General features: G+C 53.4%; 13 protein-coding genes and 1 other annotated feature. Of the genes, 2 read left to right on the plus strand and 11 right to left on the minus strand.

Features of this window, described 5'->3' with window-relative positions; translation table 11 throughout:
- Positions 1-135 precede the first annotated feature (135 nt).
- From BQ7364_RS00330 to BQ7364_RS00350, 6 genes are all read right to left on the minus strand, one after another.
- Positions 136-4,641, minus strand: a complete 4,506-nt coding sequence (locus tag BQ7364_RS00330) for a hybrid sensor histidine kinase/response regulator (RefSeq protein ID WP_083538305.1) — start codon at positions 4,639-4,641, stop codon at positions 136-138.
- Positions 4,638-5,006, minus strand: coding sequence for an Hpt domain-containing protein (locus BQ7364_RS00335; RefSeq protein WP_072682844.1), 369 nt, complete (start codon positions 5,004-5,006; stop codon positions 4,638-4,640). Before BQ7364_RS00335 ends, BQ7364_RS00330 begins: the two co-directional genes overlap by 4 nt.
- The gene (locus BQ7364_RS00340) at positions 4,988-8,191 is read right to left on the minus strand and encodes a PAS domain-containing protein (protein WP_072682845.1); all 3,204 of its coding nucleotides are present in this window, start codon (positions 8,189-8,191) and stop codon (positions 4,988-4,990) included. Before BQ7364_RS00340 ends, BQ7364_RS00335 begins: the two co-directional genes overlap by 19 nt.
- Positions 8,158-10,785, minus strand: a complete 2,628-nt coding sequence (locus tag BQ7364_RS00345) for an EAL domain-containing protein (protein ID WP_072682948.1) — start codon at positions 10,783-10,785, stop codon at positions 8,158-8,160. Before BQ7364_RS00345 ends, BQ7364_RS00340 begins: the two co-directional genes overlap by 34 nt.
- Before the next feature lie 464 nt (positions 10,786-11,249).
- Complete coding sequence (locus BQ7364_RS17865) at positions 11,250-11,393, minus strand: hypothetical protein (protein WP_159432732.1); 144 nt, start codon at positions 11,391-11,393, stop codon at positions 11,250-11,252.
- A gap of 467 nt (positions 11,394-11,860) precedes the next feature.
- Complete coding sequence (locus BQ7364_RS00350; protein ID WP_072682846.1) at positions 11,861-12,508, minus strand: pentapeptide repeat-containing protein; 648 nt, start codon at positions 12,506-12,508, stop codon at positions 11,861-11,863.
- Positions 12,509-12,645: 137 nt separating this feature from the next.
- Between BQ7364_RS00350 and BQ7364_RS00355 the strand changes: the two genes are divergently transcribed.
- Both BQ7364_RS00355 and BQ7364_RS00360 read left to right on the plus strand, forming a co-directional pair.
- Positions 12,646-13,029: a BlaI/MecI/CopY family transcriptional regulator gene (locus tag BQ7364_RS00355; protein ID WP_072682847.1), complete on the plus strand. Its 384-nt coding sequence runs from the start codon at positions 12,646-12,648 to the stop codon at positions 13,027-13,029.
- Positions 13,013-14,746 (plus strand): M56 family metallopeptidase, encoded by a 1,734-nt coding sequence (locus BQ7364_RS00360; RefSeq protein ID WP_072682848.1) that lies wholly within the window; start codon positions 13,013-13,015, stop codon positions 14,744-14,746. The genes BQ7364_RS00355 and BQ7364_RS00360 overlap by 17 nt, the downstream gene beginning before the upstream one ends.
- Positions 14,747-14,831: 85 nt before the next feature.
- Here BQ7364_RS00360 and BQ7364_RS00365 read toward each other — a convergent pair whose 3' ends face one another.
- The 5 genes from BQ7364_RS00365 to BQ7364_RS00385 form a co-directional block, all read right to left on the minus strand.
- The gene (locus BQ7364_RS00365) at positions 14,832-16,520 is read right to left on the minus strand and encodes a M14 family metallopeptidase (RefSeq protein ID WP_072682849.1); all 1,689 of its coding nucleotides are present in this window, start codon (positions 16,518-16,520) and stop codon (positions 14,832-14,834) included.
- Positions 16,521-16,634: 114 nt separating this feature from the next.
- Positions 16,635-17,378 (minus strand): amino acid ABC transporter ATP-binding protein, encoded by a 744-nt coding sequence (locus BQ7364_RS00370; RefSeq protein WP_072682850.1) that lies wholly within the window; start codon positions 17,376-17,378, stop codon positions 16,635-16,637.
- Positions 17,371-18,930, minus strand: coding sequence for an ABC transporter substrate-binding protein/permease (locus BQ7364_RS00375; protein WP_072682851.1), 1,560 nt, complete (start codon positions 18,928-18,930; stop codon positions 17,371-17,373). Before BQ7364_RS00375 ends, BQ7364_RS00370 begins: the two co-directional genes overlap by 8 nt.
- Before the next feature lie 38 nt (positions 18,931-18,968).
- Positions 18,969-19,180: a binding site (T-box leader), on the minus strand.
- Positions 19,181-19,310: 130 nt separating this feature from the next.
- A complete protein-coding gene (locus tag BQ7364_RS00380; RefSeq protein WP_072682852.1) occupies positions 19,311-20,303 on the minus strand; it encodes a nucleoid-associated protein in 993 nt (330 codons plus the stop codon).
- A 91-nt stretch (positions 20,304-20,394) separates the two neighbouring features.
- Entirely contained in the window at positions 20,395-20,799 is a 405-nt protein-coding gene (locus BQ7364_RS00385; protein ID WP_072682853.1) for a hypothetical protein, read from the minus strand.
- Between the last annotated feature and the right edge of the window lie 168 nt (positions 20,800-20,967).

Here is a 20,967-nt window from a genome sequence, read left to right on the forward strand (position 1 = left end):
TATAGCAAAGTTCCATTCAAAAAGGAAGAATTTTTATTCACACGTCGCTTTTTCGTGAGCAGGAAGAAACAATGGGAAATCATTCAAAAAAAAACAGAAAAAACCGCGGCTGAATCAGACCGCGATTTCCTGTAATCAATCGGGATTTCCGTTTTTTTCCGGCAGCACCCGGCTGAGCACCACATAAAGCAAATCAATATCAATCGGTTTCGCGACATGCGCAGTCATTCCCGCCGCCATGGACGCTTCCACATCCTCCGCAAACGCGTTGGCCGTCATCGCGACGATCGGAATCTGCCGCGCGTCCGGGCGAGGTAATTGACGGATTGCCCGGGTCGCTTCATAACCGTTCATCACCGGCATCTGGATATCCATTAATATCGCGTCGTAATACCCCTCGGGCTTGTCGCTGAAGTTGCTGACCGCCTGTTTTCCATCACAGCAGACCTCAAACCGGGCGCCGGCCAATTCCAGAATGCCGCTGAGAATTTCCGCATTGATCTGATTATCTTCCACGATCAGAAAACGCCGCCGCGCCAGATTTTGATCCACCTGCGGCTTCACGGTCAAAGTCTTTGACGAATCCGGATTATCCGTTTCTCCGCTGAAATCCTGTTCACATTCCAGTTCGACGATAAACGTAGAGCCGTGTCCGACTTCACTTTCCACTTGGAGACTGCCGCCCATCCGTTCGATCAGACCGCGCGTGATGCTTAATCCCAATCCCGTCCCCTCGATCTGTCCGACTTGCGGACTGCGGGCAAACGGATCGAACAAATGGGCCAGAAACTGCGGCTCGATGCCGATGCCGGTGTCGCGGATTGTAAAACGGTATCTCACCTGTCCCGGAGATGAACCGGCGATTTCCTCCACGATGAAATCCACCTGGCCTCCCTCCGGAGTGAATTTGACGGCGTTGCTTAAAATGTTGATCAGAATCTGATTGATCCGCAGCGCATCGCCAAAGAACCGGGTGTGTTCGATCCGCTCGGCATTGATATTCAGCCGAATCGCTTTGGCTCGCGCCTGCGGTCCCATGATTGCCGACAACTGTTCGATCACCTCCGGCATCCGCAGACCAGCGCGGTTCAATGTAATCTGCGAACGCTCGATCTTGCTCATATCGAGAACGTCGTTGATCAAACTCAGCAGATGTTTGGACGAATAGGTAATTTTTTTCAGACAATCCGCCACCCGCCGGGAATCATCCAGATGGGCTCTCGCCAGCGCGGTCATCCCCATTATCGCGTTCATCGGCGTGCGGATATCATGACTCATCGCCGAAAGGAAATCACTCTTGGCCCGGTTGGCTTCCTCGGCCTGGATCAGCGCATTTTCCAGTGTATTTTTCGTCTGACGTTCCGCGGCGAGCATCTCCGTAACGTCCGCGCGCACAAGACAGACAGTCTGATGATCGGCGTCCCCCCACAGCACGCTGACTTTTTTTATCCGCTCGCCAGCCTCGCTCTGATAAGGAAACAGGAAATCATAGCCTTGCGGCTCACGCTGCAGGCGCTTTAGCATCGTCGCCAGGGCAAATTGCCGGCTGCTCTCCTCCGCGCTGCCGCTCTGACTGTGGCTGCGGGCAAACTTGTCAATCGCTTCGTCGCAGTTTTCAACGATATACGGCGGCAGATTCTCCACAATAGTCTGGCGTGTATGAATGGTCAGCCGCTGCGAAGCGATATCAATGAACCCGGCCAATTCAAAGATTACGGCGGCTACCCGCAGCAGTCCCTGCTGCTCGCGCACCGACTCGGTGATGTCGGTCCGGGACAGGCAGATCCGGTTTAACCGCCGGTCCGTGACCGACACAGTGACGTTTTTCATGCGCAATTCGCCGCGCGGATCGCACATTGAGAATGTGAATGTAAACGAGTTTTCTTTCGCCAGCCGGGGTTTCAGGAATTCCGGTTTCAAATTGCCGGCGTAGCGTTCCTTATCCTTGGGCAGCACATGGCTTTCCAGCAGCTGATCAATCCATTGAGAATAGCGGCCATGCGTCCTTGCGGTCAGCGCCGTCTGTTCGTTCTGGGTCAGAATCTTAAATGTATCCGCACCCAGGTCGATATCGGCGACAAAATCATAGTTGATTTTTGACAGCTGCTGCAGAATCAGGTTGGCGATTGTCTTTTCCGTGATGTCCGTGACAGTCAGAATCCCCGTAACGTCCCCGCTGTCCGGCGTCGTTACCATGTTCATTTTAATTTCGACATAGCGGCCTTGCGATTCCCTGGGCAGCTGCACGAAACATTCCTGAATCTGCACAGTTTCTCCGGCCGCGAATTCCCGCCGGGCCGGCTCGTTTAAATAATGATCAAGGAAATACCGGCGCTGATCCGGCTCGACGATCAACGACGCCAATCCTTTAAAGAACACGTCGCGGTCGTAGCCGAAAGTTGCCAGCAATTCGGAATCCGTGTAATCCATGATGTCCAGAATCACGCCCTGAGTGATGTTGCAATGTCCCGCTACCAGCGCATTTTCCCCCGGTGTGCGGTAATGTTCAAGAATCAGTTCGTTATACTGCTGGCGAATCCGCTGCTGTTCCAGCCGTTCCCGGGTGATATCGTGATGCAGCGCATAGACGCGGATTTCCCCTTCCTCACCCGGGATCATCGCCAGCTTGCTGCTGACCCAGATCTGACCTTTGTCTGCCGTCAGCATGCGGAAAACAATTTCGCCCTGAGGTTGGCGGTCGGCGATGAACTGAAGCAGCTGGCGGCGGACTCTTGCCTGATCTTCCGGATGAATGTTCGCGGTAAAATCCTGCCGGATCGCCTGACTTATCGCAGCGTAGCTCATCCCCGCCATTTCGGCAAATCCTTCCGAGATGTATTCCGGAATCAGCTGCCCCTTTGGCGTACATTCGATCACCGTCACGCCGCCCGGCAAATTCTGGACGACCGTCTGAAAATACTGCGCCAGCCGTTCGTTTTCCTTGCGGACGCGGACTTCCTCGGTGATCTCACGAACATGCTTGATATAAGCCCCGATCCCGTTCCAATCCGTTTCACGAAAGCGGGTCGCATAAAAACGGCCGGGCTGATCGACGGACATCTCATGTTCTTCATTATCCGGCGCGTGTGTTTTCAGCGTGCAGAAGGCGCAGGGCTGCGACTTGCCAAACAGCACTGCGTAGCATTTCCGGCCGGCATATTGTTGATCATTGGAAAAAATTTTATGGTTATCGTTGACATAATAAAGTTCATAGTTCTGCTTGCCGATCACATAAATCCCATCCGAGGATTCATCGGCGATACTCTGGTACAACCGGGTTTCCGCCGACATGCCGGTAAACACCGCATAGAACTGCGTCGATTCCGACAGGGGACCCATTCGCCGGCCGTTCAGGTGTATCCAGACCAGCGAACCATCGCGGTGAGGACTGCGGTAGGAAACATCCAGCACCTCGCCGCTGACTAATGCCTGCCACGCCGCTTTCTGCACCCGCTCGCGATCCGGCGGATAGATTGCGTTCATCGCATCCTGATGGACGATAGTCTGAAATTCCTGCTTTCCATAACCGGTCAGCTCTGCGACGCCGGCAGAGAAATACGTCGGGATAAAGACCTTGTTTTCCACTTTATAACTGGCGATTCCGCCGGGAATGGAATTGACCAGATGATTCATCTGGAGCTGCGCTTCCTTGAGATCGGAAATATTGTGGAACACGCAGTGAAGCAGCGAACTGCCGTCCTCCTCGCCGATCCAGCTGATCTGTACGCGCACCCAGACGAGGTGACCGTCACGGTGAGCCATGCGGAATTCCAGCGTCGCCGGCTCATGCGTGCGCACGACTTCCACAGCCTGGGCCTCGACGCGGCCACGGTCCTGATCATAGATCAACTTGCCGGCGTCTGCGGCAGCCTGGACAGAATATTCTTGAGAAGTATATCCGCTGAGCGCAGGCACGCCATCGGAGAAATAAACGGTCTCCAACTTGTCCGTCACTTTATAAACGGCAACGCCGCCCGGGATTGCATTGATGATCTGCTGCATTTTCTGATTGGCGGCGTTAAGCTGTGTTTTTAACGCGGCCTGTTCGCTGCCGTCCTGAAACAGGCTTACCAGCACCGTTCCCCATTGAGGCAGCGTGCCCATCGAAGCCTCAATCTGAATTGCACAGTAACATCCCTGCGTTTTATCCCACGCCCGCAAGCTGTGCCGCAATGTTCCGCGCTCTGTTTTCAGCTGTTGCAAAGCCCGCTGCAGTGCTGGCCGATCTTGTGGATGCACGGCAGTCTGCGCCAGAAGTCCCTCTGCAGGTTCGCCGAAGTGCTGCCGAAAAGCAGCGTTGGCATACAATGGCGGCGATGCATTGTCCGCAAGCTGATAAATCACGAATCCGCAGGCAAGCGCGTCCCCCAAATTTTCCAGCATTGTGAAAAATGACGGGACTTCCGGTGTCAGTACCAACAGCGTCGCCGTTTCCTCAGCAATCTTCAGCGTCTGAACTTCCGTTGTGTAGCGCGCCTGCGTGCGGGGATTTTGCCAGACAGCCGGATTCTGGTTTTCCCCGATGTTCTCCAGCCAGCCGCTGAAGTCGGGATCCTGACTCCAGCTTTGCGCCGCTTCGTTGGCCGGCTGCCATTTCATCTGTGAACCGCGGACAAACAAGATTGTTTTATGGGAATTCATAACGAACACGCGGTCAGCTCGGCATACATCCCTCTGACCTTCTCAAACTCCTGCCCGATCTTTTCCAGCTTTTCTGGATAATCGCCCCGAACTTCCAAGCGCCGCAAAGGCTCCACGATCTCGCAGACCGCTTCGTACAACGACGTTAATCCCAGATTGCCAGATACGCCCTTGAGCGTGTGAGCCGCCTGAAAAGCAGCTTCCAGATTTTTTTCTTCTACCGCTTTCTGCAGCGCCGGCAAGCTCTCATCCTTGAACAACATGCCTAAAATCCGCACATACATGCGTTCCTGCTGCATAAACCGTTCCATTGTCAGCGCATAATCCACGCCGTAGGCCGTCATAATCATTTTAACGTCTGACATCCGAAAACCTCCTTGTTTCCGATAAATTCATTCAGCGTCCGGATCAGTAAGTCCGGATCAATCGGCTTCGCCAGATGCGCGTTCATCCCGGCCGCCATGCTTTTTGCGATATCGTCGTCAAACGCGTTGGCGGTCATGGCGATGATCGGAATCTGTCCGGCATCCGCGCGCGGACTGGTGCGGATCCTGGCCGCGGCAGTTAAGCCGTCCATGACCGGCATCCGGATATCCATTAAGATTGCATCGTAGTAATTCAGGGCGGAAGCCTGATAAGTCTGCAGCGCCTGTTCGCCGTTTTGCGCCGTATCAACGCTGAAGCCCCTGTCCTGTAAAAGCATAGCCGCGACTTCGGTATTGATGGCGTTGTCTTCGGCCAGTAAAATCCGCCGGCCGGTAAAGTCCAGCGTCTTCAGATCCAGACCCCCGGCGTCCCCGGCGGAAACGATGCCGGCGAAAGTTTCATGGACGCCCGCTGCCAGACCAAGCTTGACCTCAACGATAAATTCCGTACCCCGGCCCTTTTGCGAACGGACGCTGATTCTTCCATCCATCAGATCGACGACGCTTTTGGAAATTGCCAGCCCCAGCCCGCTGCCGCCGGATGTCGCCGTCGTCCCGGTTGACTCCTGAGAGAACGGTTCAAACAGATGCGGCAGAAACTCCGGGCTGATGCCGACGCCCGTATCCCGAATCACAAACCGGACGACGGCGTTGTCTTTCTTTGCCTGAAGCTGGCTGACGTGCATCACCACCTCGCCGCCGGACTCTGTGAATTTCACCGCGTTGCTTAAGATATTGACCAGCACCTGCTGCAGCTTCATCGCATCGCCCATATACTCCGCCTGCAGCGAAGGTTCGACGATGCATTGATAACGCACGCCTTTGTTCGCGGCCTGACCGGCGCACAGAGTGCTGACTCCTTCGATCAGTTTCCGCGTGGATAAAGGTCCGTTATTTAAAAGCAGCTTGCCGCTTTCAATCCGGCTCATGTCGAGGATATCGTTGATCAGTCCCAGCAGAAACCGCGAAGACAGCTGAATTTTTTCAATACAGTCGCCAATGCGGACCGGATCGTGCAGCGACTGGGCGGCGATTGCGCTCATTCCCAGAATCGCGTTCATCGGGGTGCGAATCTCATGCGACATCCGCGAGAGAAAATCCGTCTTCGCGGCGTTGGCCTGCTGCGCGGCGTTCAGTGCGGAAGCCAGCTCCGCTTTCTGAATCTGTTCCTGACGCACGACCTCGGTCACGTCGCTGCGCGTCACGCACAACCGATCCAGCCGGCGGTCGAGATAGAAAACTTTATACAGTTTGACACGGGTCTGTCCCTGCTTGTCCTGCATTTCAATGGAAAAGGTATAGGATCCCTTTTCCGCCAGCTGTTGTTTCATAAAAGGCAAATCGAGCTGACGGCGGTATTCCGCTTCAAACTCCGGTTTGACATAACGCCGGGCAAATTGTCCGATCGCTTTTGAAAATTGATCCTCCTTTGGAATCATCGGATCGTTGGAAGCATGAATCCGCAGTTTTCCGGACAGCGCGTCGATTTCCGCGATGATGTCGTAATTCAGACTGACGATCTGATCCAGCAGCTGTTCCTGCAGCTTTTGTTCCGTGATGTCAAGGGTATAGAAAAAGACGATGAGTTCCCCGGTTTCCGGATTCAGGCAGGAATGAAACGTTGTATGACTCCAGAACGCGCCTTCGCGCGTACTGCGCAGAAATTCAAAATGATATTCCGTCTTGCCGACGGCGTAATCGGCCTGGACCTGTTCGCGCCGCATTTGCTCTTCAATCCGCAAGCCGGTCAGCGGGTCGATGGAGGAATGCGCAAACTGAGCGATCACCTTGTCATAGCTTTCGCCGATCTGAGCAACGGCGAAGTTGGCCGTCGTCAGATAGCTTTCCAGCACATTGCGGGTCAGATTCAGCCGTCCCTGACCGCTCTGATTGCCGCTGGCAGCCTCCACAAAGTAACGCAGTTCCCGTTCGTACAGTTCCTTTTCGCGCCGGTGGAGCTGCTTTTCCTCGGTAATATCAATAAACACACAGTCAAGATACGGTTCGTTGTTTTCCATAAACAGCTGAGCTTTCACCGAGACCCACTTCACGCTGCCATCCTTGCAGCAAATCTGGTTTTCAATGTGGACGGTTTTCGCCTGACGCAGCTGTTCGCGCAATCGTTGGGCGATTTCCTGCAGTTCCTGCGGGGCGATGATCAGCGCCAGCTGATTGCCCAGCTCGGCAAATTCAGCGCGGGTGTAGCCGATGAACTCAAACAGTCCGTCGTTGGCGCTGACAACAGTCAGGCTGGCGTCGTAACGGCAGCGGAAAACCGCGCCGGGAATGTTGTTGTACAGCCGCAGCACTTCCTCCTGCGCCTGAATCTGTGCGGTGATGTCATAGCACACCGACGAAATCGCCGGACGTCCGTCCTCCGCCTGCAGCCGCCGACCCAGATCATGAACCCAGATATAACTGCCGTTCTGCTTCTTCATCCGATATTCCACCGTGTATTCATCGCTGGTTTTCAGCTGATCGGCGACTTCCTCATCGACCCGCTGCCGATCGTCCGGATGCATGCAGTTGATGATCCGGCCCTGGATGTCCGCGACGAATTCCGCTTCGTCCCGATATCCCAGATACGCCAGCATCTGATCATTGATGAAATAAAACGGGAAGCCCTCGGCGATATAGCCGCCCATCATCCCGCCCGGGAGCGTGTCGTTCAGCAGCTCTTCCCGCTGGCGGCGCAGCCGTTCCACAACCACCGTCTGCGGGTAGTGCTCACCCGCCTGCTGACTGCGGCCCGGTTCGGCAAAATGCAGACTGACGATTTTCCAGGTCTCCGCCTGCCGCCGCAAGATAAAAAACCCCCGAAGATGCCAGGCATACTGGGAGTTTTGAAGAATCATTTCAGTAAAAACAGAACTCAGATCCGCTTGTAAAAAACGGACTTTCATCACAGGAAAAGCGGCCGAAAACGGTTCGGCCAATTCCTGAATATCCGCGACGATATACGCGTGCATCGCTTCCCGCCCGCTGGCGGCTTCCTGTTCGCCAGTTCCGATAAAATCAAGGTCCTCATCCAGATAGCCGACGGTTTTCTCCACATCGCGTGCTTCAAACCAGGCCTCGCAGAACTGCCGGACTATTTTTTCACAATTTCGCTCCTGATCCCCCATACATTCGCTTCCTCCCATAAACGACAACGGCTCTGACAGCCGACCTTTGCGCATTTCAACGCGCTGTCCGCGCGGGACAGCACCTCATCCAGCGTTTCGCTCAAATCCCACATTGCAATCCCGGCGGAGACTGTCAGCGGCACGTCCTGATTCCACCCGGCCTCGACAAACGCCTGGCCCAGCGCTTCGCCCTTTCGGACAACCGCTTCCTTCCGCGCCGTCTTCTTCATGACCACAATAAACTCATCCTGCCCTAATCGGGCGAAGATATCGCTCTGACGGAAATGTGAGCGCAGCAGACGGCTGAACTGACGAATCCGCTGATCGCCGCAATCATGACCAAGCTGGTCGTTGACTTTTTTCAGATTGTCAAGGTCGAACAGGAACAACGCCAGCGGGGCATCGTCCTGACGCAGCGACTGACAAACCGCATACAACCCCCGGCGGTTTAACAGATCAGTCAGATAATCACGATAGGCTTCCTCGCGCAGGATTTGTTCCTGCTGCCGCAGAACACTTAATCTCTGCGTGCGCTGGACGCGTTTCCACAGACTCATCGGCGTGTGCGGTTTGCCCGCAAAATCATCCGCTCCGATATTGAACGCCGCTTCCTCCCACCGGTCGTCCCAATATCCACTCGCAATGATCGGAATATCGCGGACTTCGATGCGGTGCTGCAGCGTTTTCAACACTTCGACTCCGTCCGGATTTTTTATATCCATACTTAAAACAATCAGCCGGATCTGGCTGGCATAGAGGTCCAGGCACTGGTAAACACTCTGACCGTCGCCGACGCATTGCACCTGATACTGCTGGCTTAAAACGCGGCGCATTTCTTCGCAATAACGAACGTCTCCATCCGCTAATAAAAGCATCGGCTTCTGCTGATTAGGAAGCGGCTGCGCATTGTCCAACGCCTGATTCGCCTTCTGTTCGCACTGTTTCTGAAGCAGTTTTTCAAATTCCTCGCAAGGCATCGGCCGCGCAAAATAATATCCCTGCACATAATCGCAGCCGGTTTCCCGCAGCCGTTCCAGCTGTTCCCGGGTTTCCACACCTTCCGCCACGACGCTTAAATTCATCCACCGCGCCAGACTCATGATGAAGCGCAGGATTCCCTGATTGGTCGGCTTAGCCGTTTCGTTCTGAATAAATTTCATATCCAGCTTTAAAATATCCAGCGGCAGCTGGTTCAGCATGTTTAATGAAGAATAGCCGCTGCCGAAATCATCCATTTCAATGACAAATCCCAGCGTCCGCAGCTGTTCGACCGTCGCGATGATCTGGCCCGGGTTTTCGGTATAGGCACTTTCTGTAATCTCCAGATGCAGCCGGCTTGGCTGAAGCTCATATTTTTTCAGAATCCGGGTCAGAAAGTCGATCAAATCGCTGTTGTAGATATCCGCCCGGGAGACGTTGACGGAAACCGAGATCGGCGGATAGCCTGCCTGATCCCATTGGTGCAGCTTGGCGCAGGTCTGTTCCCACACATATTGATCCAGCTTGGTGATAAACCCGTTGCGTTCAAACAGTGGAATAAATTCGGCCGGCGACTGAAAGCCCCATTGCGGATGATTCCAGCGCACTAACGCCTCGGCGCCTGCCAGCTGATCGTCTTTAATCTGAAACTTCGGCTGCAGATATATCACAAACTGCCGTTCTTTCAGCGCAGCTTCCATACTGTCGGTAATCGCCTGTTCCCGCAGCAGCTTGTTGCGCAGCGTATCGTCATAGGCAGCGACGTAGTGATTATATTGTCCCTTGATCCGGCGCACCGCCAACAAAGCCCGATCGCACATCTGTTCCACCGACACCTGTTTATCGCGGATGACATAAACGCCCCATTTCACAACGACGTTCTGCATGTTCGCCAGCGTGTTGATCTCGCTGTTGGCGTTGATAAAAGATTCCTGTGGATACGCTTGCGGACGGCGCAGCAGACAGGCGAACTGATCGGCGCTCAACCGGCCGCAGATTCCGCGGTCGCCGATTTTTTCCTGAATCATTTCAGCGACGCTGATCAGCAGCTGATCGCCCGCCGGCACACCCAGAATATCGTTGATCAGTTTAAAATTCTCAATATTGGAGCACAACATGTCATATTCCTGATCCGGATGCGCCTGCAGCTCCTCCCGCACCCGCCGGTAAAAGAATTCCTTACTGTAAAGGCCGGTCAGCCGGTCATAGCGGAACTGATTGATCATCGCAGCGTTTTCGCGCAGGTTAATAATACTGGCGACGCGGTGCAGGATAATCTGCGGCCGGTACGGTTTGGCGACAAAATCCGTCGCGCCGTGGGAAAGCGCCGCAACCTCGTCGGATTCGTTGTCGTTCTGCGTCGCCACAATGACCGGAATGGAAGCAATCGACGGATCGTTTTTCAGAATGGATAAAAACGTATAGCCATCCATCACCGGCATCATAATATCCAGCAGGATCAGGGAAACGTTATCCTTCTGATCACCCAGCACTTTTAACGCTTCCAAACCGTTCTGCGCTTCCAGAACTTTATACTGCGGCTCTAAAATTCCCCGCAGCATGATCCGGTTGATCTCATTATCTTCCACGATTAAGATTATTTTTTGTGAAGTCATCTTCATTACCCCGCTTCATCCGCCTTGCTTGGACTGTCGCCGGAAATCAAAAACAAGATTTTAATTTTCAGATTTCCAACCAGTTGTCTGAACTGCTTAAAGAATTAGGGGAGTGTTTTTATCTCTGCCTGATATCCATTGAAATAATTTTAGCATAGGGTAAAGGGAACCGCAATCTCTTTCCAGGGTGAAAGTCGTTCGAATATGGTAATAATTTCAGTAAATAAGTTTAATTTCATCCGGTTTTCTTTTGAATGACAAACCTGAACATAGATTAATCCGGATTGAATTCCTGACTGATTATAAAATGGAATTGATCTATCTAACCCTGGATAATTATTTCATTTCCCTAACTATTTCCCCCGATCCTGCCCGAAAGGAAAAACAACGAAAAAGGGCTGGCGAACGCCAGTCCCTGACTCAAACATCTTTTCATTTCAGGCGAAGCTGGATTTAAAGCTGGATCAGCGAAGCATCAGCCGGCTGCCCTGATGCAGGATATCCGCGATCAGGTTCAGCACCGGATTGTATTGATCCAGAAGGCAAAGACTCATGCCTCCAAAAACAAACATCGTCGTGACAAACCAGCGCAGATTCTTAATCATCATCTTCCGCTTCCTTCTGTTTTTTAATCCACCAAAGCAAGCCTGCCGCCACGCCTAAACTGATGAGCAGCCATCCTGTTTTTTTCTTCATGAAGCCTTTCCTCCTTGATTTCTGGCTTCATTATAAGAAATATTCCCGCCGCTCTCCATCGTTTGAGCTTACAGACAGCTTACAGTTTCGTCACCCGTGTAAAAAACATGATTTTCTGAAGCCTCATTTTAGTAAATCAAGCCTGAGCGGCCTGCCCCAGTTTGAAAATCGCAGTTTTCTCATAAAAAAAATAGAAATTCGCTTACCGGGCGCCTTTCTATTTCCATTCCAACAGGAATGATTTTTCTATTGCCAGGGAGTCTGGCTTAACGGGGGAAAGAAATTAATCAAACTTCTCATTTGATTGTCTTCATTATAACCTCCGCTTGTGTGAAAAACATGGTCGAATTGTGAAATATTTGTGTAAGTCAAAAGCAGTTTATTCTTCCTTAATGATAATCCCCAAAACCCGGGCCAGATCCACCGCCTGCGCCGGATTCACAATCACGCCCCTCAGCTCGTCGCCGCACAAGGCAATTCCTTCGATCGAACAGGTGGACAAATCGACGCCGCTGAGATGACTGTGGAAAAACTCACTTTCATCCAGCTTGCAGCGTTGAATTTCAAAGCTGGAAAACTTTCCTTCGCTGAATGAAGACTGCGTGCAGATGCAGTCCGCAAAGCGGCAGCTTTTAAAACTGGAGAACGCGAAGTTGGAATAATCGAGCGCACAGTTGAGGAATACCACGTCCTGCAGCACGCAGCGCGACAGATCCGCGCCGGTCATGCGGCAATGATCGAACACAACCCGCCGCAGCGTGCTTTCACTCAGCTGACAGTTGGAAAAATCGCAGTGATCGAAAATCACGTCGATAAAATAATTTTTCTCGCTGATCGCCGCCATCGTCACCTTTGTCAGCCGGCATTCGCTGAATTCCCTGCCCGGCGCTTTTTCTTCCGGCCATAAATCATCGTTGATTTCCAAGCCGGTCAGTTTTTCCTGCGCCGCCAGCGCGGACGTCAGCACAGCGGGATCCAGCTTCAGGGGCAGGCGCGGCGCTTGCAGTTCTTTTTTGATTTGTTTCATGAACTCATCCTTCCTGATTCTTTTAATCTTATCACAGATCCAGTTTCTTGCAATGAAATCCAATGTTGACAGCCCTTGTCTATCGTGATAGACTCAAGACAGAAGATGTGTCTATTGCAATAGACAGGAGGTGCTTTATGGAACAGGAACTGAAACTGCATGAAGCGGAATACCGTTTTGCCTGCATTATCTGGGAACACGAACCACTCAGCTCCGGCGAGCTGGCGCAGCTGTGCCGCCAACAGCTGAACTGGCAGCGTACAACGACGTATACCGTGTTGAAAAAGCTTTGCACAAAAGGGTTCTTTAAAAATGAAAATGCCGTCGTAACAGCGCTGATCAAGAAGGAACAGGTGCAGCAGTATGAAAGCCGCAAGGTGCTGGAAAATCTTTTCGACAACTCGCTTCCGGCGTTTCTGACCGCATTTATGGCCGGAAAGAAAATCAGCGAGGATGAGGCTGAAGCGCTGAAAGCGTTGATTGACCGCTGTCAGGAGAATGATGATGAACGCGGCGCTTAATTTTCTGATCGGCAACAGCGTCGCCGTGTGCTTCGTCTTCCTCGTTGTCGTGATTCTGCGATGGCTGCTGCGGCATACGCCGAAAATCTACGCCTATGCCTTATGGGCGGCGGTGTTTCTGCGGCTGCTTTTGCCGGTATCGATCAGCGCGCCGGTCAGCTTTGTCCCCGCCGGCGCAATGGCCTTGAGCGAACAGACCGCGCAGGCGCTCTCGCTTCCGCGCAGCGATGCCCCTCGCACGTCCTTAATCCCGCCAGAAACAGCCGCAGCTGCGGAAACCCGCCCTATGTCCGCTTCCCAACCGGCCGCCGGACTTGGAATGTTCTGGCTGATCGGACTGGCCGTGATCGTCAGCGGCAGTCTGCTCCAATACCGCCGGTTTCTTCGCCGCTGTGTCCGGGGAACTGAAATTCAGCCTGGAATCTGGCGGTGTTCCGACCTGGACTCGCCGGTTCTGATCGGCCTGGTTCATCCCCGGATTCTGCTTCCGGAGGGATTAAATGAAATAGAGGAAACCAGCGTACTGCTTCATGAACAGATGCATTCCCGGCGCAAAGACCCGTGGATCAAGCTGGCCGCTTACGCGCTCGTCTGCGTCTATTGGTTTCATCCGCTGGTCTGGGCCGCCTTTGCCCTGATGAGTCAGGACATGGAAATGGCTTGCGATGAAGCGGTAATCCGCCGTCAGGACAGTCCGGGAAAACAAGCCTATTCCCATGCCCTGGTCGAACTGGCTGCCGCCTCTTGGCAGCGCTTCCCGCACCCGCTGAACTTTGCGCGCGGGTCGCTGCGCAGGCGAATTGAGAACATCCTGAATTATAAAAAACTACCGTGCTGGGCTGGCGGTCTGCTGACGATCGGACTGGTCGTCGTGCTGATCGTGGCGCTGTGCAGTCCGCGTCAACAAAACGCTTTCGACGCGCAGGCAAAAACGCTGGCTGAACAATTCTGTTCAGCCTTGGTCGCGCAGGATGACGCAGAGCTGCGGTCACTGCTGCCAGATCAGAGTGCCGCTGACCGGCAGGAGCTGCTGCGATTCGCGACTCCGGAATGTCAGGTCTGGTCTGAAAAACCGGCAGTTTACCGGGATCAGATCCGGGTTCAGGCAGACATCGTGATCCAGGACAGCACTCTGTATGCCTCCGGCGATGCAACGCTCAGTCTGATGATGCGCTCGCAGGATAAGGATTTATTTCTGGAACGCGTGCAGGTCGGCGAAGCCGCCCCCTTTGATCTCGATCCCGCGGACGCCGACGCGTTCATGCCGCTGAACGATATCGTCGATCGGCTGCGGGCTTATATCCCGCAGGCGGTGCTGGACGGCATCAACAGCCGGACAATCCCTTCTTCGCATTTCTATCTGCTCGCCAGCTACGATGATCCGCAGACCCGGATCGCTGACAGCTACCGCTATAATCTCCAGATCACCGTTGACGCCGACCGGATGACCTCGCTGCACTTCCGGGATTACGGTGCGGACGCCTCGCAATGGCCGCTTGTCAATCTGACGCAGGCGCAGGGGCAGGCGCTGGCCGAAGCCTTCGCCCAGGATTTCCTCAAGCTGGATCAGAATCCTCCATGGGAACCGGCCGGGATTCAGGAAACGATCGGCGGCGACTACGACAGCTGGAAAGCGGTGCAGGACGGGGTCACCTATACGATCTGCATCGATCGGGAACATGCGTTTGTCGTCTACTATTTCTCCGAAGCCGAATAATCCCAAATACATGATAAAACAGGAAAGATCACGGTCTCTCCTGTTTCTTGTTTATTCTTCTTTCGTTTGAAAATCAGCGCCAGCCTTATAACACAAGCTTTACGACCGCGCGGCCGGCTTTCGGCTGGAACGCAGTAATCGTGATTTCCGCACCCTTGCGCGCCTGCACCAGCCAGCGCAGGGTATGGGTCAGCGGTGCGTGTGCGCCGGTAGTGACTTCACAGGAACGATACTCGGCGTTCGCACCGGAATAGCCTTCCAGATCGCCGATCTCCGTAATTGCCTGACCGGCGATGAAGCTCTCAATCTGCCCCTGCAGCGAAACCTTGACCGGTTTGGCCGTGCCCAGAAGCTTCGCTTCCCGGCTTAAATAAGTCGGCAGATAGCCAACGTTAGAAATTGTAGCGGTTACTTCCGCCAGATCCGCACCCAGCCAGTTCACATTTGTCTTGTCGATCTCCAGCTGCGGCAGCGACTGAGCGTAGCGCAGGCAGAACTTCGTCGTTTTTTCCACTTCCTGCAATAAGAACGCATTCGGACAGTTTTCCTCAGTAAATTTCAGATTCAGTCCGCCGATTTCCACTAATCCCAGCTGCGGATGTTGATACGGCGTCCAGGCTTCCATGCTTTCCGGGGCGTTTTCCGCGCACCACGCCAGCACCTTCGCCATCGTGTCCAGACATTCCGCTTCGCTTTTGGCGTCGCGGCGATCCCAGTCGATCTTGCAGCCGGCCCGTTCCAACAGATTCCACAGTTCCAGCGTATAGGCAGGAATGCCCTGATCCTGGAAGCACCAGTCGTCAAACGCGCCGGAGGAATAATTTTCCTGATCCGTCATGAAGTGATCGAAAATGTTGATCGCCGGATAGCCCATTTCTTCCGTCGCCATCGCCGCGATCTCACGCAGCCGGCGCATGTCGTCGGGATCCGCGCTCTTTTCCGGGCGGGTTCCCGGCGGATACAGAATCACGCCGCCGCTGGTATGATGCGTTGCGACCGCGCCGATGTTGTGATGGGCCAGGACAAAATCCACTACCGCTTTGTTTTCCGGATTGCTTAACGGGTAAGCCCCGGCCCCGGCCTGGCGGGATTCATGGAACCAGCCGAACGGATAGTTGCGGTTGAAGTCCAGTCCCCATAAGGTGGGAGCCGGCTGAATCTCATTGCCGTTGGCGCCCTTCAGCACGCCTTCACTGACGACCGTGTAGAACTCGCCATCGCGCTCATCCGGCTTGCGTTTTTCCATTAACTGCGGGTGCGTCTTGCTGATCTTCCAGGCGCCGTGCTTGTCCTTGATCCGCATCATCCGGATCACGCCGTCCTGATCCATGTCTTCCGGCACTAAACCCGGCTGCTGCACCGGGGTCAGATACGGCCGGTCAGCGGAACGCAGATCATACGGCGAAGTCAGATACACCTCGCTGCCGTCCACGCTGATCCGCGGAATGACGTAGAACGTCAGCGTGTCCACCAGCCGCGTCAGCTGGGCATCCTCGCCATAGTTTGTGCACAAGACGTCGAGCGTATGCAGCGCCGCCATCGAACCGGTCACTTCCCCGGCATGCGTATTGGCGTCGATATAGAACGCCGGCTTCGCCAGCGGATCGCCCGTCTGCTTATTGGTCAGCGTCAGCGCCCATACGTCGCGGTCCTTTTCACTCTTGCAGATCGATTCCATCGCAAGTAAATCCGGATGGTTTTTGACCAGCGTCTGCAGCGCTTCGGTCAGCTCGGAATAAGCATAGTAATGATCGTACTGAAAGGTTGTTTTCATTCGGACACCTCCATCTTTATTTTATATTCAGTCCTGCCCTGGCTTAGTCAGCTTGAATTCAACGATTTGCTCAGGCCGGCCGGTAATCCTATGATGCGCCAAAATCCTGTTTTTTTACAACACTTTGCTTAAGAATTCAATCGTTCGCGGATGGGTTGGATGATCGAAGATTTCCGTCGGACTGCCCTGTTCGGCGATCACGCCTTCATCCATAAACAACACGCGGTCACTGACCGACCGGGCAAAGCCCATTTCATGCGTGACGATCACACACGTCATGCCGCCTTCCGCCAGCTGCTGGATGACCTCCAGAACGTCCTTGACCATTTCCGGATCGAGCGCCGAGGTCGGTTCGTCGAACAACATGACGTCCGGCTCCATCGCCATCGCCCGCACGATCGCCAGCCGCTGCTTCTGACCGCCGGAGAGCTTGCGCGGATATTCGTGCGCCTTGTCCTCCAGGCCGACCTGCTTCAACAGCTTCATCGCTTTCTCTTCCGCTTCCTTCTGCGGAACCTTCTTTTCCAGCGTCGGGGTGATCGTGATGTTTTCCAGCACGGTTAAATGCGGGAAAACGTTGAAATGCTGGAACACCATGCCGATCTTCTGACGGTGGTGGTCGATATTGATCTTTTTGTCGGCAATGTCCACGCCTTCAAAGATGACCTGACCGCTGGTCGGCTTTTCCAGCAGGTTCAGACACCGCAGAAACGTCGACTTGCCGCTGCCGGAGGGGCCGATGATCGAGACGACCTCGCCCTTATGAATCGTTTCGTTGATTCCTTTTAAAACTTCCAGCGATCCGAAATTCTTTTTCAGATCTTTGACTTCAATTAATTTTTCTCCTGCATTAATCACTGACGCTCATCCTCTTTTCCATATATTGAATGCCCTTCGATAAGACAAAGGTCACGACGAAGTAGATCGCGGCAATGATGATCAGCGGCTGCCAGGCATAGAACTTCGTGCTCATTAACAGCGTCCGCGTATACATCAGCTCACCGATATAGAAGGTGGAAGCCAGCGAGGTTTCCTTGATCATCGTGACAAACTCGTTGCCCAGCGCCGGCAGGATATTCTTGACCGCCTGCGGCAGAATGATCTTCATCATCATGTGCCGGTTGGACATGCCCAGACTCTTGGCCGCTTCGCTCTGGCCCTTGTCGACCGCCTGAATGCCGGAACGGATAATTTCCGCAACATAAGCCGAGCTGTTGAAGACCAGCGCGATGACGACGCAGGCATATTTGGACAGGTTCAGCCATGGGAAGGCCATCGGCAAAAAGAAGCGGAAGATATACAGCTGCACGAGAATCGGCGTGCCGCGCAGCACTTCGACATACACCGCCGTGATGAATTTCAGCAGCGGATTTTTCGACAGCTTGATAATCGCGATCAGCGCGCCGAAGATCGTGCCGAAGAAGACCGTGATTGCCGCCAGCTTCAAGGTTTCCCACAAGCCGCCCATGAAGATGCCGGAATTCTCCTGGAAGACCTGGATGACGCCCGGCGACTTCTTTGCGACGCCTTCGGAGCCGTCGAATTCAATGCCCAGCTTGGAAGCCAGCGTCTTGGCTTCGTTTTTCCATTGTTCATACAGCCCCTTTTCGTTGATGTCCGCAATTATGTTGTTGATCGCGGCAATCAGCTCCGTTTCGCCTTTTTTAACGGCGAGCACGTTGCCGGCATGCTGATCTTCCAACGTCGTATCGAAGCGCGCATCCGCCAAGATCAGCGAATTGTCCTTGGATACATAGCCTTTGGCCACGTCGCAGTCGGAAGCCAGCGCATCCACCTTGTTGGTGGTTAAGCTCAGGATGCCGATGTCCATCGACGTGATCGTTTCCAGCGTCGCCTGCGGCAGCTGGGTCTGCACATAGTTTTCCTGCAATGAGCCGGCCTGCGCGGCGATCAGTTTCCCATCGAAGCTGGCCAGATCCGGATACTTCTCCGCATCCGCGCGGCGGATCATCAGCCCCTGACAGGCCGCTTCTCCGGTTTTGTTAAACCCGTCGGATAATTCAAAGGAATCCTCGCGGTCTTCCTTCCAGCCGAAACCGCTGATCGCCATGTCGCTTTCGCCCAGATCGACTGAGCTGAGCACCATCGCGAAGTCCATCGCCTGAATTTCCAGCTCAACGCCCAGCTGATCAGCGATGTACTGCGCCATCATGATGTCGGAGCCGACATACTGGTCCTGTCCTTTCCTGGAATCGTCGATAAACTCCTGCGGCGCAAAGTCCGGCGACGTCGCGACGATCAGTTTGCCCCGCTGCAGGATTTCCTCCAGCCGGTTGGCGGGATTGCCCTGAGCCGGCTGTTCCTCCTCGGCCGCCAGCGACAATCCAGTTGTGATCCACAGGCAGAAAATCATAACGGCCAGGATCAGCGTGCTCTTCATCTTTCTCATATTACCCCTCTTTTCCAAACAAAAAAGCCGTTCCTCTATCTAGGAACGACTCACATCGCGGTACCACCCTAGTTGCCGGAACAAAAACATCCGACCCCCTCGTTCGTTAACGCAGACTCACGTTTCAGACTACTGCTTTCATCTGAACTTCTCCCAGGTGCGCTTCGCTATTGACAGTGCCGCCAAACTTTCACTCTGTTTTGGCTCGCTAATGGATATCTCAAGCTACTCTCCTGTTCGCTGAATTTTGAATATGGATTCAGTTTAAGCGAAACTGAGACGGTTGTCAAGACGGAAATCACCTGCTTCGCGATAAAAAGAGAAATTTTACATCAATCCATGTAACTTCTTACATTCTTTTTTTATTTGTCCGGCTGCGTTTATTTATCATAGATATGGGTGATGTTTTTCAACAGGATGGAAAGACTGCCGTCAGGATTAGTGATGAATTCCACATGGCTCTGATCGTGCATATAATCAATCGGCAAAACGATCGAAATCCCGCTGTCGGTCACCAGCTTCTGCTTTTTCAGCTTGGCGTCGTAGGCGGAGCTGGTCACAACCATCCGCTGCTGATCCAGACCACGGTCCTGCAGCTTCGCCTTCGCTTCAAACAGCGTCGAAGGATCGTCGACGTAGATTTCCTCAAAGACTTCCTCAAGGTTGACTTCTTCCTTTTCCTGCAGCGATTCTGCAACTTTCTGCTTGAACTCGACACGGCGGTTCATTTCGGTCAGATCGTCGCTGGGATGAATTTCCTGCACGATTTTCTGCGCCGCCTTGATCTTCTCCTTCGGCGTCATTTCAAATTGTTGATTTAGCAGCAGTTCCGAAAGCGGCGTAAAGCCTTTTTCCTTCTTTTCAATCAGCTGTGTCAGCCCGGTGAACAGATCGGTGCAGAACTCGAAGCTCACCCCGGCCGACGCGCCGGGCAGCGTCGTCTGGTATTCGACTAACTCCAGCCGGGTCTGGCGTTCATCCTGGCTGAGATGGTGAATCAGCGAGCTGCGGTAATCCAGAATTCCGACATATAAGCTTAAATGCCGGTCGATCTCCAGCAGCGCGAACAGAACATCCGCGCTCTGGCCGCCGTTGCTTTGGCGGTAGTTGAACAGCTTTTCCAGCAGCTGCAGCGTAAACTGGTAAAACGCCTGCCAGTCCGAGGCTTTCAGCACCTCATCCAGCTGGACCCCGCCGATGCTGGCCGTTGTGCTTGTGCGGCAGTGTTCGCTGCCCGTCAGACGCTGCAGCCGTTTTTCCAGATAGGTATTTAAAAAGTCCGTCGGTTCCAATTCCACCTGCGAAACCACAGGCATCCCCAGATTCATATCCAGGCTGTGCAGAATCGCGGTTTTTAATTCGATCGTTTCCACGAGCGATTCCTCCTTTATCCTGGGCTTAGTTTACCTTTTTTTCCGCAAAAAGAAAAGACATCTCGTTTCTGAAATGTCCTGCTTCCCCGTTTTACAGCTGCGTCATACCGCCGACGGCAGCGATGATTTCCTCGGTGTCCAGCGTGCTGAACCGGCTGCGGTTAAACCGGATCGTCTTCGACTGCATATCGACGATGACCGACAGATCCACGTTCATATAGAAACCCTTGACCAGACATGTGCGGATTGAATCCTTCGCCAGATCATGCTTGACGATCGCCAGACTTTCCACATCAGTATAGACTGGAATTCCCCGATCTTCCGAATACATCTGAAGTTCTTCCAGACGGATATAATCGACGACGAATGCGTCTAAATTCGCAATCCGGTCGGCGTACTCCAATAACTGTAAGGTCGCGTTTTCCTCCGCCATCAGCGGCACGGCATATTCTTCCACCAGCGTGTTGCCGATGATTTGTGTTTGTTTCTTATTCATCCTGCTCACCCATCCTGCTCCTTTACTTATCATCATTATACTATGTTTTAGGAAAAGTGAATATGCTGAATTGAATAATATCCTTATTTTTTTAATTTCGACAATGTTCGACATAGAAATGATCACAGCGCTTACATTTCCGTTATTTTCCTGCTTATTTAATTATGC

The organism is Holdemania sp. Marseille-P2844 (assembly GCF_900120005.1).
Classification (GTDB): Bacteria; Bacillota_I; Bacilli_A; order Erysipelotrichales; family Erysipelotrichaceae; genus Holdemania.

Excerpts from the sequence above, each read along its gene's own strand:
- BQ7364_RS00330 (WP_083538305.1), bottom strand. The coding sequence starts at position 4,641 with ATGAATTCCCATAAAACAATCTTGTTTGTCCGCGGTTCACAGATGAAA.
- BQ7364_RS00335 (WP_072682844.1), bottom strand. The coding sequence starts at position 5,006 with ATGTCAGACGTTAAAATGATTATGACGGCCTACGGCGTGGATTATGCG.
- BQ7364_RS00340 (WP_072682845.1), bottom strand. The coding sequence starts at position 8,191 with ATGGGGGATCAGGAGCGAAATTGTGAAAAAATAGTCCGGCAGTTCTGC.
- BQ7364_RS00345 (WP_072682948.1), bottom strand. The coding sequence starts at position 10,785 with ATGACTTCACAAAAAATAATCTTAATCGTGGAAGATAATGAGATCAAC.
- BQ7364_RS17865 (WP_159432732.1), bottom strand. The coding sequence starts at position 11,393 with ATGATGATTAAGAATCTGCGCTGGTTTGTCACGACGATGTTTGTTTTT.
- BQ7364_RS00350 (WP_072682846.1), bottom strand. The coding sequence starts at position 12,508 with ATGAAACAAATCAAAAAAGAACTGCAAGCGCCGCGCCTGCCCCTGAAG.
- BQ7364_RS00355 (WP_072682847.1), top strand. The coding sequence starts at position 12,646 with ATGGAACAGGAACTGAAACTGCATGAAGCGGAATACCGTTTTGCCTGC.
- BQ7364_RS00360 (WP_072682848.1), top strand. The coding sequence starts at position 13,013 with ATGAACGCGGCGCTTAATTTTCTGATCGGCAACAGCGTCGCCGTGTGC.
- BQ7364_RS00365 (WP_072682849.1), bottom strand. The coding sequence starts at position 16,520 with ATGAAAACAACCTTTCAGTACGATCATTACTATGCTTATTCCGAGCTG.
- BQ7364_RS00375 (WP_072682851.1), bottom strand. The coding sequence starts at position 18,930 with ATGAGAAAGATGAAGAGCACGCTGATCCTGGCCGTTATGATTTTCTGC.
- BQ7364_RS00385 (WP_072682853.1), bottom strand. The coding sequence starts at position 20,799 with ATGAATAAGAAACAAACACAAATCATCGGCAACACGCTGGTGGAAGAA.